Annotated in this window: 8 protein-coding genes; 3 read left to right on the top strand and 5 right to left on the bottom strand. The window is 39.0% G+C overall.

Annotated elements, in window-relative coordinates:
- Nucleotides 1-28 precede the first annotated feature (28 nt).
- The gene (locus PTUN_RS13775; RefSeq protein ID WP_009837540.1) at nt 29-2,344 is read right to left on the bottom strand and encodes a methyl-accepting chemotaxis protein; all 2,316 of its coding nucleotides are present in this window, start codon (nt 2,342-2,344) and stop codon (nt 29-31) included.
- A 148-nt stretch (nt 2,345-2,492) separates the two neighbouring features.
- Here PTUN_RS13775 and PTUN_RS13770 point away from each other — a divergent pair, with 148 nt between their 5' ends.
- Complete coding sequence (locus PTUN_RS13770) at nt 2,493-4,031, top strand: M17 family metallopeptidase (protein ID WP_009837538.1); 1,539 nt, start codon at nt 2,493-2,495, stop codon at nt 4,029-4,031.
- Nucleotides 4,032-4,174: 143 nt separating this feature from the next.
- Here PTUN_RS13770 and PTUN_RS13765 read toward each other — a convergent pair whose 3' ends face one another.
- Nucleotides 4,175-6,376 (bottom strand): S9 family peptidase, encoded by a 2,202-nt coding sequence (locus PTUN_RS13765; protein WP_040643736.1) that lies wholly within the window; start codon nt 6,374-6,376, stop codon nt 4,175-4,177.
- 145 nt (nt 6,377-6,521) lie between these two features.
- Between PTUN_RS13765 and PTUN_RS13760 the strand changes: the two genes are divergently transcribed.
- Nucleotides 6,522-6,917: an HIT domain-containing protein gene (locus tag PTUN_RS13760; protein ID WP_009837536.1), complete on the top strand. Its 396-nt coding sequence runs from the start codon at nt 6,522-6,524 to the stop codon at nt 6,915-6,917.
- 100 nt (nt 6,918-7,017) lie between these two features.
- On the opposite strand, the gene PTUN_RS13755 is transcribed toward PTUN_RS13760, so the two are convergent.
- Nucleotides 7,018-9,984, bottom strand: a complete 2,967-nt coding sequence (locus PTUN_RS13755) for a TonB-dependent receptor domain-containing protein (protein WP_009837535.1) — start codon at nt 9,982-9,984, stop codon at nt 7,018-7,020.
- A 539-nt stretch (nt 9,985-10,523) separates the two neighbouring features.
- On the opposite strand from PTUN_RS13755, the gene PTUN_RS13750 reads away from it, so the two are divergent.
- On the top strand, nt 10,524-11,363 hold the full coding sequence (locus PTUN_RS13750; RefSeq protein ID WP_009837533.1) for an HDOD domain-containing protein: 840 nt from the start codon (nt 10,524-10,526) through the stop codon (nt 11,361-11,363).
- 67 nt (nt 11,364-11,430) lie between these two features.
- On the opposite strand, the gene rdgC is transcribed toward PTUN_RS13750, so the two are convergent.
- On the bottom strand, nt 11,431-12,345 hold the full coding sequence (gene rdgC / locus PTUN_RS13745; protein WP_009837532.1) for a recombination-associated protein RdgC: 915 nt from the start codon (nt 12,343-12,345) through the stop codon (nt 11,431-11,433).
- A 105-nt stretch (nt 12,346-12,450) separates the two neighbouring features.
- Nucleotides 12,451-14,220, bottom strand: a complete 1,770-nt coding sequence (locus PTUN_RS13740) for a sensor histidine kinase (RefSeq protein ID WP_009837531.1) — start codon at nt 14,218-14,220, stop codon at nt 12,451-12,453.
- Between the last annotated feature and the right edge of the window lie 135 nt (nt 14,221-14,355).

Raw genomic sequence — 14,355 nt, 5'->3', positions numbered from 1 at the left:
TGATGCTTATTTATTGTATTAAGCTGTTTCACTCTGATAGCTTAAATTTAGCTATTTGTTGTTTTACCTCATTGGACTCGTTCAATGCAAGGTTGGCAGATTCACTTGCGGCTTGAATACTTGCATCATTTTCATTCGCTAAATTAGTGATATCGCTCACTTGTTTGGTCACATCCCGAGCAACAGCACTTTGCTCTGTAGCTGCGGTGGCCATTTGTTCATTAAAAGCTTCAATTTTATGAATTTGTTCATTAATTGATTGCAAACTAGTTCCTGTATCTTCCGCTGACGTTAAAGTATGAGCGGCCAAATCATGTGATATTTTCATTGCTTGCATCGAACTTTCAGAACCCTGCTGTAAGGTCTGAATAATTTGGTTTATTTCAGTGGTAGATTCTTGTGTTCGCTGCGCTAAGGTACGTACCTCATCTGCTACCACTGAAAATCCTCGGCCTTGGTCGCCAGCTCGAGCAGCTTCTATTGCTGCATTTAGCGCTAATAAATTTGTTTGGTCAGCAATACTTCGGATTACATCTAACACAGTGCTAATACTTTTTGTTTTTTCTTCTAATTGTTCCATCTGCTTGCTGGTTGATTCCATAGCATCGGATAAACGTTTTGATGCATCTAAGTTTCTGGAGACATCTTGATTTCCTTTTTCAGCTTCTTCAACAGCACCATGGCTGGCATCACTTGTTTGTTGAGCATTAAAAGCAACATCCTCTGATGTGGTTGCCATTTGTTCCATTGCAGCCGATATTTGAATCGTGAGATCTGTCTGAGTTCGAGTTTTGCTTATCACGTCATTAAAATGCAGCTGCAGTTGCTGCAGTTCATTACTAAGGTGTTCAGATGCTTTGTTGACTGATAACAATGTATTGTCGAAGGTATCAAGCATTTGATTAAATGAGTTCATTACAATGCCAATTTCATCTTTGCTGATCAGAGATTCGTCAACTCGTTGACTTAAGTCCATGGTATCTGCAGTAGAACGAATAAAGTTACTGAGTTTGCGAATTGGCGTCACGATGTAGTTACTTAAATAAAGTGCTGCTAAAAATGATAAAAATAACATTAAAGAGGTTGTGCCAAGGGTAATTAATGTAATGTTTGATACTAATGTTTTAATGTCGGTAAAGGCTTCGGACTCATCAATTTCATTCACTAAAGCCCAGGTTTGGCCATGAAAGTTAAGTTGAGTATAGGCAGAGATCACGGCTATACCTCGATAGTCATTTACTGTCATGATCCCCGATTCCCCCGCAAGAGCTTTCTTGATTGATTCATTATTGATTGTTTGAAAACCGACAGAGGTGTTTTTTCGGTCAATGTTAACTATGGTTTGTGCTGATTCTCCCGATTGTTTAATAGACGCTAAATAATTACTTTTGTCCTCAATTAAAGAGCGACTTAAGCTGCGCATTTTATGATTTTGACCAACAAGATATGTTTCGCCAGATTGCCCAAGACCTCGAGAACTCCATTGTTGATTATAGGTAGTGATAGCATTGATTTTATCTATTGGCATTTGGAATATAAGGACTGCAATTGTGTTATTTTCTTTCACTATCGGTGTGGCAATAAAAGCTGCTGCTGCATCGTAAGAGGGTAAATATTCCTGAAAATCACTAAAGGCTATTTCACCCGCTTTAAGAGTTTTCGCATGGTTAAATGCTTGTGCAAGCCCTGTATCTTTAAATGGCCCGTTTAGGAGTGAGGTGGCAAAGTCAATTTCTTTATATACGGAATAAACGACATGACCAGTATTTACATCGGCGACAAAGATGTCGTAATAACCAAATCGTTCTAAATATTGATTTAAAAATTCATGGTAGCGCTGGTGTAGTTTTGTATAACCACTGTCATCGGTTGCATTAATAAGTTTATTTTTACTGCCAAGTGGGTATTGATTTTGAGCTATGTATAAATTTTGAAAATGAATTGCAGGTTGATCTAATAGCGAAAAGAGTGGTGAAACTTCGATGGATTTATTATTTTGCTGCTGATACTTGTCTATAAACTCATCATGATAGTACTTAGAAAGCATTGTAGGGTCAGGCTTTGAGTTATCAAAGAGGTGAAATTCTTTGATAAAATCAGCGGAGGCTTCTATTAGAGTTTCACTGCTAGCTAAGGTGATAATTTGGTCATCAATTAACTGAAAGTAATCATTTAGCTGTTCTTTTTTCGCATCCCTTAAACCAATGAGTCGCTCAGATATTTGGTCTGTTAAAGTTTGACTGGCTTTATTACTGCTGTAATGACCTAATACCAATGATAAAACGATTAATGAAAGCGCCACGAGCACCGAAAAGCTCGACACTATTTTAACTTTTAAGTTCATAATCAATACACTGTCGCAGGGGTATTAACTCAGTATAGGTCGAATTTTTAAAATAGTTGGTTTTGTCTGTTGCTCGGTATTCAGCTTTGTTAAAACAATAACTTTTGCGATAATCAAGGCTTAATTTTAGTCCATTAGAGCATTCATTATGGCCCAACCAACATTTTTACAATCTAGCCTTGAGCAATTAGCAACTTCAGAATGTGACTCATTGATTCTGATCAGTGATGATTTTTCTGCTGTTGAAGCATGCCCACTTTACAATGAGATCAAACAATTACAGCAAGTTGACCAAAGAGTTGGTAAACAGGTTTTATTAACAGTTTGTCAAAGTGCGCCGGGACAGCGATTAGTTTTGGCACCTACGGGGCGAATTAATCGTGATTATGATGATGTAAGGCGCTATTTTGATGCAGCTAAACTAGCAATAGTTGAAGCTAAAGCGGCTGGCAGTAAAGCTCCTGCTATTATGTTGTTGAACGTGCCAAGCTCTGGGAAATTCCAACATGCGTTATCTGTTGCAGCAATGGGGGCTTGCCAAGCATTATGGCAGCCATTGGAAGCTAGAGAGCATCATGGTGCCAGCATTGAACCGATAGCACAGTTATATTTAGTGGGGGCGTCAGAGGTTCAAATAAAACAATTCAACGCTTTAACTGCTGGGCAATATGCGGCGCGTGATTTATGTGGTACTGAGCCGGAACGAATGTCCCCACCAAAATTTGCTGATTATTGTGTTGATTTATTTGCGCAAAGCCCGGTTTCGACCTCTGTTATTGATGATATAGCTGTGATTGATAAAGAGTATCCAATGTTAAGTGCCGTTGCTCGAGCTTCATATGCGGTTGAGCGTCATCATCCAAGAGTTGTGAAGTTAACCTATCACCCTGCTGGTGAGATTAAAAAAACCTTACTGATTGTTGGTAAAGGATTGGTTTACGATACCGGTGGTGCTGACTTAAAAGTTGGTGGTGCGATGGCTGGTATGAGCCGAGATAAAGGCGGAGCGGCGTCTGTTGCAGGTTTTATGAAAGCTGTTGCTGAGTATCAACCTCAAGGTATTAAAGTTGTTGCTTTGTTAGCGGTAGTACGAAATTCAATTGGAGCTGATTGTTTTGTTCCAGATGAAATCATTACCAGTCGCTCAGGTGTGCGAGTGCGTATAGGCAATACTGACGCTGAAGGTCGCTTAGCAATGGGGGACTTGCTTCATGAACTTAAAGAGCAAGCTAAAACAGAGGTCAATCCTGAGTTATTTACGGTTGCAACCTTAACGGGCCATGCCGCAAGAGCGATGGGGCCGTACACTGCTTTAGTTGAAAATGGCCCAGCCTTGGCGAAGCAACTATCTTACACATTAGCCCAACAAGGTGATTTGTGGGCTGATGGTAGCGAAGTGTCTCGTAGTCGCCGAGAAGATTATGATTTTGTTCGACCACGTACGCTGGCTGATGATGTCATCTCAAGTAATACCGCACCGTCAGCTGTAACAGCGAGAGGACATCAGTTCCCAATGGCGTTTTTGGCCATTGCTTCGGGTTTGGATAAACATGGCTTAGATTCAGAGCTACCTTTGCCTTACATTCATGTTGATATTGCAGGCAGCGGTGTTGAAGGTGGTGATTGGCAGCACGGCAAACCAACCGCAGCCTCGGTGGCTAGCTTTTTTGCCACTTATTGTCTGTAACTAGAATAAGTAATATTCGAGCTATCTATTATCACTGTGCATGGTTAATTGATTTTGCTTTATCAAAAATGAATAGCAGCTTGAGGTATAAAGTGAAGGTTCGATAATAAAAAAGAGCTAACGAATGTTAGCTCTTTTTTTAGTTATTGTTTAAACGATTTATCAAAGAAATTACTAATTGTTTGATGCAGGTGAGTTTGTACTTGTTTACCTCTTAAGCTATGTTTTGAGCCCGGATAAGTCATCATCTCAAATGGTTTGACCTGATCTTGTAAGACTTTAAACATTTTTGTCGCATGAGTGAACAATACATTGTCATCAGCCATACCATGATAAATTAAAAGCGGACCCTTTAATTGATCAGCGTATGGAAATACCGCACTTGCTTCATAACCTTTCGCGTTTGTCTCAGGATGGCCTAAATAGCGCTCAGTATAATGAGTATCGTATAACGCCCAATCAGTTACGGGGGCGCCAGATACGCCAGCTTGGAAATAATCACCCGCTTTAAACATAGTCATTAACGCCATGTAACCACCATAACTATGACCGTAAATACCAATCCGATTTGCATCGACGAAATCGAGGCTTCTCAGGTATTCAACACCAGTAATTTGGTCTTCAACTTCCACTACACCTAAGTGTTTATAGATAGCGTCCTCGAATTTTTTGCCTCGGTTATATGAGCCTCGGTTATCAAGTTGAAAAATAACATAACCTTGTTGAGCCATGTATTGAAAATATAAGTTTTTGCTGCGCCAGCTATTGGTCACTCGCTGGGCATGTGGGCCGCCATAAACATTTACAATAACAGGGTATTTTTTACCTTTAACTAAGTTGTTTGGTTTAAATAAGCGGTAATGCAGTGTTTGGCCATCTTTTGCTGCAAGCGTACCATATTCAGGTAGGGCAAGGTCTGCTAAATAAGGCGTAAGAGGGTGGGTCTCATCTAACTTATTTTGCTCTAGCCAAGTGATAAATTCACCGTTGTTTTTACGCAGTGCAACAGAAGTTGGTTGATTAACCGATGAAAAACTATCGATAAAGGTTTTATTGTCATCAGCCATCACGATGCCATGGTAGCTACCTTGCTCAGTGATCCGCTTAATGCTGCCTTTTTTAAACAAGGATGTTTGATATAAATGGCTTTCAAGTGGTGAGTCAACGCGTCCTGCAAAATATACAATCCCCGATTTTTCATCAACGCCTTTAATATCATCAACAATCCAGTCGCCCTGGGTAATTTGGCGTACTAGTTGACCATTATTTCTGTACAAATAAAGATGTTTAAAACCATCTCGCTCAGAAGCCCAAATAAAGTGTTTATTATCTTTTAAAAAACGCAGGTCATTATGTAAATTAATCCATGTATTGCTGGTTTCAGTAACAGCTACTTTTTGTTGCTTAGTTTTACTGTTATAAAATCTAAGCTCAAGTTTTTGCTGAGCACGGTCTTGCCATTGATACGATAGGGTTTGGCTGTCGTTGAGCCATTTTGCGCGGGTTAAATAAATGTCTTTATCTTTACCTAAATCAATCCATTCAATATTTTGGTCGCTAATTGAGACCACGCCAAGCTGAATATCAACGTTGGCAGTGCCAGTAAAAGGGTAGCGCTGGTTAAACAGTTTTACTTCTTCGGCATAAATTTCGTTACGGATAGCTTCGGCAACAGGGCTTTCATCAACACGGGTAAATGCTACTTTAGACTCATCACCCGCCCACCAATAACCTGTCATACGCCCCATTTCTTCTTGTGCTACAAACTCAGCCATCCCATTTTTTATGGTGCCACCGCCATCTTGGGTAAGCTTAATTTCTTGGCCTGATGCAATGTTCAGTGCATAAAGATTTTGCTCACGAATAAAAGAAACAAAATGGCCTTTTGGTGAAAAGCGAGCGTCGGTTTCAAATTCAGGGGTATTGGTCAGCTTTTTGCTTTTGCCATCCAACAGGCTGTAGTAATACAAATCGCCATTCAGTGGGAAAAGTAAGGCTTTGCCGTCTTTGGACCAAGTGTACTCTAAAATACCTTTACCAAAGATTCGCTGGCGTTCTCGGCGCGCTTTTTCTTCATCTGACAGTGATTCAGTACCTGAAAAAAGCTGCTCTGAATCGACTAAAACACGGTTGGTATTATCTTTTAAGTTATATTCCCATAAATCGTAGCGGTCGTAATCTTCGACTTTGCCTTGTAAATATGTCACTCGACTGCCATCTGGTGAGAACTTTAGTTTAACGGGCGCTTTGCCTGCCAAACCCGGATCTGAGAAAATTCGCTCGATAGTTAGAGGCTGAGCTGATGCAAATTGCGTTGTCATTACCAAAGGTAAAGTAAGCGCCATCAGCGTAGTTAATTTTTTCACTGTGCGACCTTTTTTTATTGATGTTGTTTTGATGGTAATGAGATCTATTTTGAACTGCAACAAATTGCTATCAACAACAGGTTAAGGTTAAATAGCACCACTTTTTATTATCGATTTAACTAACATGGCTCATTTTTCTCTCGCTTTTGAATTACAACGTGATTGTATTGAATTATTTGATTGGCCTTTATGTAAAGTATTACTCATGAACGACCGACAATTCCCTTGGTTTATTTTGGTGCCAAAAATTGCTGATGTGACAGAGTTTGTCGATTTAACAGAACAAGAACAACAAACTTATTGGCAAGAGTCGATACTGCTGAGCCATAAAATTAAAGCCCAATTTATGCCTGATAAACTCAATATTGCCGCATTGGGTAACATGGTGCCGCAGTTACATATTCATCATATTGCGCGATATAAAACTGATTTAGCTTGGCCCGCTCCGGTATGGGGAAAGTGTCCCGCAGTGGCCTATTCGAGTGATGAAATAGAGCTGATTCGCCTTAAAATGGCATAAAAAAGCGAGCTTGATTAATGAAGTGACTCCCACAAGTTGGACATTCCAATTAGTGGGATCACTCCAGAACTCAAGCTCGCTTTTTTACTAACTCAATCTATTAGAATTGAAATTTAATACCCATTTTAAATTTACGACCTAGCACATCATAGTTACTAGGAAAGGTATTACCTGAGTTTGAGCTAGTATCTCCAGCTTCGTTACCGACTACTGGCGGCTCTTTTTCAAATAAGTTGTCGATACCAAAGGTCAACTTAATATTGTCGCTGTAGTTGTAGCTGGCAAATAAGTCGAAGTAGTTATAACCGCCGATGGTTTGGAAAGTTTCAAATACGCCTGCACGCTCACTTGGCTCAGCAGAAATTCCATCAGAATGTCTCCACTGCAATGATACTGTGGTGTCTTCATAATTCCATGTTGTACGTTGTACCCACTGAACTTCAGGGATTGGATCGCACGATGTACCAAAATGACCTTTACAATCAAGTACAGGTAAGGTGTCTGAGCTTTGACTTTCTTGTTTTAAGTATTTATTAACGGTACCTGAAAACTCAAGTTGACCCATTTCAGTTAAGTCAAAAGCAAGATTAAAACCAATCTCAACCCCTTGAGCACGTTGGTATTTTAAGTTGGTAGTCAGTTGTTCTATCCCTGCGCCATCAACGGTTAAATCACCACCTACACGCTTAATTTTGGCACATGCGTTTACATCACCGTAGATATAGCAGGCATCAGTAATTTCTTGAGCAGAAAACTTGTCAATAGTATCTTTAATATCAATGTCATAGTAATCAACAGACAGCGTTAGGTTTTGTGCAAAGTCAAATTCAGGAGTCCATACAATCCCAGCTGTTAATGTATCTGCTTGTTCTGCACCTGGTTGATTGTTTGGATCGGTACCTTGAATTACATTTACTTGGCCAGAGACTACATCTTGTACATTACCGACTTGCGCATCGCTCATGCCCGTTGAGATACATAATTGACGTAATCTTGCATCAATATTTTCTGCATTAGCGACAGAACAAGGATCTAATTTTGAGTTATCTAAGCTGGTTACTACAGGCGATGCGATTTCGCCAACATTCGGCGCTCGAGTTGCTTGTTGTTGCATCACACGAAATAACACAGAGTCAACTGGACGCCAGTTAAAACCAAGTTTCCATGTTTCATTGTTGCCAACAGTATCGTAATCAGCCCAGCGATAGCCAAAGCTCAAATCAAGCGATTGCGCAGCAGGTAAATCGGCTAAAATAGGTAGTGCGCCTTCAAAAAACAGTTCATCAACTTTAAAACCGCCTTTAACTGGCAGCTGATTACCGCCTGCGCCACCCTGACAGCTTGCAGGTGCAAGTTTTAAACATTCATCAGGTTCAAACAAACCTTTTTCGGTTCGCGTTTCATAACCAAAGCTCAGGGCTAAAGGGGCGTCAGCCGTTGGCAATTGGATCATGTCAACGGGGCCATTGACGATTACCGTAGCGATTTCTTGGCTGTATTTTTGCTGTTGTAAAGCGACAGCTTGTGCATAACCTGCCATTTCATCAGTAATTGTGCCATAACCACCAAATAAATTAATTGGGACACAAGTCGAGTCACCATTATTACACGTAACACCATCGAAGCTATCTAATGCATTCTGAATATTTGTTAGATTGGTATAACCAGCACGAACCGTGGTACGGTTTGATTCACCATATTGATAATACGCATCATATTCCCAATCACCAAATAGTTGACCACGGCTTCCGACTACAAATTGGAATTGTTCAGAATCAAAGCGTTCTGTACGTGCACCTAACTCTAAAGTACGGCGACGTAATTGAACTTTAAGGTAATCATCAGCATCAACCACTCCATTGTTATTAAGATCTTGCCAGTTGGTCGAATCTAATAAGCCATTACTTAGTGCTGTATTAGCTGCACCAATCATAAATTCACGTGCTTGATTGCCAATGAGCGGGTTACGAAGGGGTAAATTAAATGCTGCACCAAATGTACCTGATGGCGCAACTTGGGTATCTACAGAGTTATTGGCATAGCTGAAGTTAGTATAAATTTGTTGCTCTTCAGTAATGTCGTAATGTGCCAAAGCGGTAGCGGTATAACGCTCGGTTGGTGTTTGGTAGAAGTTATAAGGGTTGAAGTTAAATACACTACATTCTTTATTTACAAGAGTACCATCATTTCTAAATTGTCCAGCTGCAGATGCACCAGCACCTACAATAGCAAAACGAGTTGGTATTGCTGTTGTTGAACCACCAGAAGCTACAGAGTTAGGAGCACTACACTCACTTGGTGCAGGTGCTGGCGCTTCACCATTTAAAAACTGCTGGTAGTTGGCACCGTTAGCTGTTTCAATGCCTAATAACCCCAATGAACGGTCACCCAGCAAGACTTGATCTCGCTGCATCCAACCTATTGAAATCGCAGCATTACCTTTGCCATTCGCTAAGCTCGAACCAATGGTTAATGCGATACTGCTTTTATCGCCATCATTATCGCCAGTGCGAGAATGTTTAAGGTCTAAATCAACACCTTCAAAATCATTTTTTAAAAGTACATTTACCGCGCCAGCAATAGCGTCAGAACCGTAGGTTGCTGATGCCCCACCTGTAACTATGTCTATGCTTTTAATTAAGGCACTTGGGATCGTAGACGCATCAACTGAGCCATTGTAGTTAAATGGGATCATGCGGCGACCATCCATCAGGATGAGTGAACGTTGTGAACCCAGTCCTCTTAAGTCGATTGTGGCAGCACCAGCTGAGCCATTATTTACGTTACTACCATCGCCAGGAATTGTAGCAGGTAAACTTCTTAGAATTTGTTCTACTTCAGGTTCTTGTAAAAAACCGAGTTCCTTTTCACCGATCGAAATAATCGGTGATACAGATTCAGCACCGACTTGTCTGATACGACTACCGGTAATAGCAATTACTTCAATATTTTTATCTTTTTGTGCTGCTTCTTCTGCGAGTACTGAGTTTGAAATAAGTGCAACTGGAGCGGAAAGACTGCATAAAATCGCCAGTCGGATTGATTGCGAAAGCTTAGAATTACGCATTAGTATATCCCTGTTTTTTAATTAATATTATTTTTGATTTGAGCTATAAACTTAAATCATGATCAAACGATACTCAGCTTAAGTGAGTTACCGTTTTGCTTACAAATGATTAACGATTTTGTTTTGTAACCAATGGTTGCTAATTATTTATCCAGACCACTAACTTAAGGTTTTTGTTTTTTTTGAACGTTTTTTATGGGCTTATTACTGTTTTAAACGTGGTTTTTAGGAGTTCATAAATAAGAAATAAACAGTTAACTATTTGTTTTTTAGGTTTGTTTTTTTATATTTGATGACTTGAGGCTTGATTTGTGGTGTGGGTGGTTTTTTGCGTGTTAATTGTGCTGTGTATTTTGTGTCGATGTTGCTTTGTTTCTCTTAAAAAAAAAGTTGTTTGTTTACATCGTTGTAAAAAAATTGCTTGAAAATAAAACATTTCCCTTAACTTTATTGATTTCTTAGCCGATACTTGAATCAACATAACAATAATTATCTAGCCCTTTGTAATTTAGGGATTTTGAAATAAGGAACCGGATCTTATGTCAACAGAAAATGCATTACTTACTATTTTAATCGAGAAGATTAATAACGATACATTAGTCCTACCAACGTTACCGGAAATTGCAGTCAGAGTTAGAAAAACAGCCGATGATCCCGATGCTAATTTAATGGCTATGGCAGATGTGATAGCTCACGACCCAGCTTTAGCCGCTAGGATGATTAAAATAGCTAACAGTGCATTCTTAGGCCGAACTATTAAAGTTTCTACCTTAAATCAAGCGGTAACGCGAATTGGTTTACGTCAAATAAAAAATATTGCAACGGCAATGGCTATGGAGCAGTTGTTTGTTTCAAAAAATGCGCTTGTAAAAGGCTACATGGATAAAGCATGGCAACGTACTCTAACTGTTGCCGCAAGTGCGATTACTTTAATGCAGATGTACTTAAAAGAGCACAAGCGCACCTCATTGAATGTCGATACGATTACACTGGCAGCTTTAGTTTATAACATTGGTGTATTGCCGATTTTAACCGAGGCAGAACGTCATGAGGAAGTATTTGGGAATCCTAGCTTTTTGGCTCATTCAATTCAAAAATTAGGTGGCAAAATCGGAGGCTCAATCATGAGAGCTTGGGGATTTACCGATGAGTTTATTGAAGTTGCAGAAAGTTGGTCAAATCCAAATTATCGCCCAGAGCAACCTTGTTATGTCGATTTTATCCGAATTGGTGCGATTGAGCAGGGGTTATTACAAGTATCAGATAAGCAAGCTGCACTGCAAGTTTATGTAGATAAAGGAATTATTCCATCAATTAGCGTATTACAAGATGAAGAATACCTAACAATGCTTGAAGAAGTAAAAGCAATTTTTGCTTAAATAAAGCTTGGCTAATACTGAAAATAAAAAGGGCTAACATTTGTTTAGCCCTTTTTATTTAAGTTTACTAACCTATCGGATTTTCAGGTTCGCCAAGGCTTGCGATAAGCTCTTCTAAGAGTTGTTTTATTTCCTCACTGGCTAGAATGAAATCAGCATCAAGCTTTACCGCCATATCATCTTTAGGGATATCAGCGTTTTCTTCTTTGAGTGTTTCAGAATAACTTAAGCGTTTTATAGAGCCATCTTCTTGTAAGATAAATTTAACTCGCTCTTGCCAATCAAATGCTAATTTAGTTACTACTTTACCATTGGTAAGGTGATTTTTAACTTCATCTGATGCTAAGTCATGTTGTTTTAATTTAACTTGGCCACCATTTTCTGTTGGATCAACTAGTTCAGCTTCTTGACCAATTGCAAAACCTTCCGGCGCATTAAATTCAGTTAGCCAGCTCGTTAAAAATACACCTAGGTCATAATTAACAAAAGCAGGCACAACAGGTAAAGTTCCTAGTGATTTACGAAGTAGAGCGAGCAATTCTTCAGCCTTGTTAAAGCTACCGCTATTTACAATCAACCAGCCTTTTTCTAAATCGATAAATGCGTACTGTAAGCTCGATTTTTTAAATGCTTGTGGCAACAAACTGTGCAGTAAGTTTTCTTTTAACTCGTCTTTTTCTTTTTTCTTAACTGGGCGATTTTCTTCAGCTTCAATATGCTCAATTTTCTCAGCTAAAAGTTCATTTATAACCGATGCTGGTAATACTTTTTCTTCACGTTTAGCACACACTAATATAGCATTTTGTGAGAAGTGACTGAGGCTTTGACCATGTTTACCAAGTGGTTTTGTCCAACCAAAAGAGCTTAGTTCTTGGCTGGTACAGGCTCTAAAAATATCTTGCTCGAGGGCTTTTTCAAATTCGTCTTGAATATAAGTAGTTTCTTGTTTGAATCGATAGCAGATAAGGTTACTAAACCACATAATGTATGTCCTAATATTATTGTTCTGGGATGATAGCAATTTTGCCGCTAGGCTGAAATAAAAAGGCGCATTAAGCGCCTTTAAAAAATAGACTTGTTTAAAAAGTTAGCTATCGCTCAACATTTGCATTGGAGTAGGCATGTTTTTAGGGAAGGTAATATGGTATCTCAATCCCTCACCTAAACTGCTAGTGGCTGTAATATCACCACCTAAAGTTTGTTTTACTAAGTTAAAACTAATGTGAGTGCCTAATCCACTGCCACCTTGTTCGCGTTTAGTAGTAAAAAATGGGTCAAAGAGTTTATCAAGCTGTTCTTGCGCAACTCCTTTACCATTATCTTGGAATATAATATCTACCATGCCATTTTGCTCTGTGATTTTTATCGCAATAACCCCTTCGGTAAGCCCTTCAAAACCATGAATTAAAGAATTCATAATAAGGTTCGTAAAGATTTGACTGACAGCTCCGGCTGGAATATTGAGGGTTAAATCATCGGGGCATTCTAAATTAATTTTGTGCAGAGTTTTCTTTAATTTTGGATGCAAAGAGCGAATGATTTCACCTAAGTAACTTTTCAAGTTTATTGTTCTGACAGCTTCGCTTGCCTGATCGACCGCAATTTGCTTAAAGCTTGCAACGAGCTCAGATGCGCGCTGTAAATTAGTGGTCAATAAGCTGGTACTTTGTTTTGCATCATTAATAAACTCTTCTAAGGCTTTGGGTGATAGGGTTTTATTTTGATAGGCCGATTCTATTTGATGTAAACGTTCTTCTAAAAATGATGTTGCGGTAACACCAATACCAACAGGGGTATTAATATCGTGGGTGATACCAGCGACTAAACCACCCAATGCAGCCATCTTTTCTGAGCTTACAAGGCGCTCTTGCGCTTGATTTAATTCATCTAAATAACGTTGTAAATCATTTTGTTTCGTAATGAGTTCAGTTTCGGTGTGTTTTCTGCGCTCAATCTCTTCGGTGAGAGTGAGCTTTTGTTTTTCTAACTCATATTTTTGTTGTTGCAAATCCATCATCGCTTGGCTTAAGTTAGATGTTTTTCGTGCAACCTCTTGTTCTAATAATAAATTTTGCTGGTCGAGTTTTTCATTACTTACGATCAGTTTTTTTTGTGTCGACTCGAGCTGATTTTTATAGTCACTGACCTTGTCGATTAGTTTGTTGAATGACTCTTCCATGATTTTTAATTCATTGTGCTCAGTGGTATGGATTTCTAATCGAGCACCGTCAAGATTATCTAGTTCGAGTTCTTCAATTTGGTTTGTTAGTTCTGTGAGTGGCTCTGTTAGCAGTTTTCTAAACGATAATAGAAATAGAATGATCAAGAAGGTTGTTTTGATCATTGCATTACCAATTAAAAAATAAATTGAGATCATAATGCGGCTAAGTACAACTTCACGACTAGAAAACAGCGTTACATCACCCACTTGTGTTGCGCGTCCTGAGAATTCAAATATCAGTGGGAAGGTATAACCAAATAAACCCGAAGATGTCGTATCTTCGATGGTTGAAGCATCTTGCACTAGTTGCTCACTGTATAAATCTCGGATATCTAAAGAGCGGCCTAATTGTGAGATGATTTCGCCTGTATCATCACGCACTATAATGCCTTCAATCATAGGTATAGCAAGTAAGCCTTCGGCAATGGTTACTGTTTGCTGGGTATTGAGCTCCCAAATAGCCCTGGTTAAACTGCCGGAAAATGTTTTTTGTAGCGTTGTAAGCTCATTTCGAATGTAGTCTTTGGCGTTATAAAACTCAGCGATAACTTGGCCACAGGTTACAATAAACGTGAGTAAGAAATAGACGGATAAAACACTAGTCAATAATCTTTTCGAGAGGCTTTTTTGTAACATTGGTTAGCTAACACTCCATGAATACGTTAAGTAGCAAGATTTTGCCTTATAAACTTAGCTAATATATTAAAAAAAATAAATAAATTAATCAGGATTTACCTATTTATTTTTAAAATTGAATCAAAGACCTAAAAA

It is taken from the genome of Pseudoalteromonas tunicata (assembly GCF_002310815.1).
Classification (GTDB): Bacteria; Pseudomonadota; Gammaproteobacteria; order Enterobacterales; family Alteromonadaceae; genus Pseudoalteromonas; species Pseudoalteromonas tunicata.
This window is presented reverse-complemented; position numbering and strand designations above follow the sequence as displayed.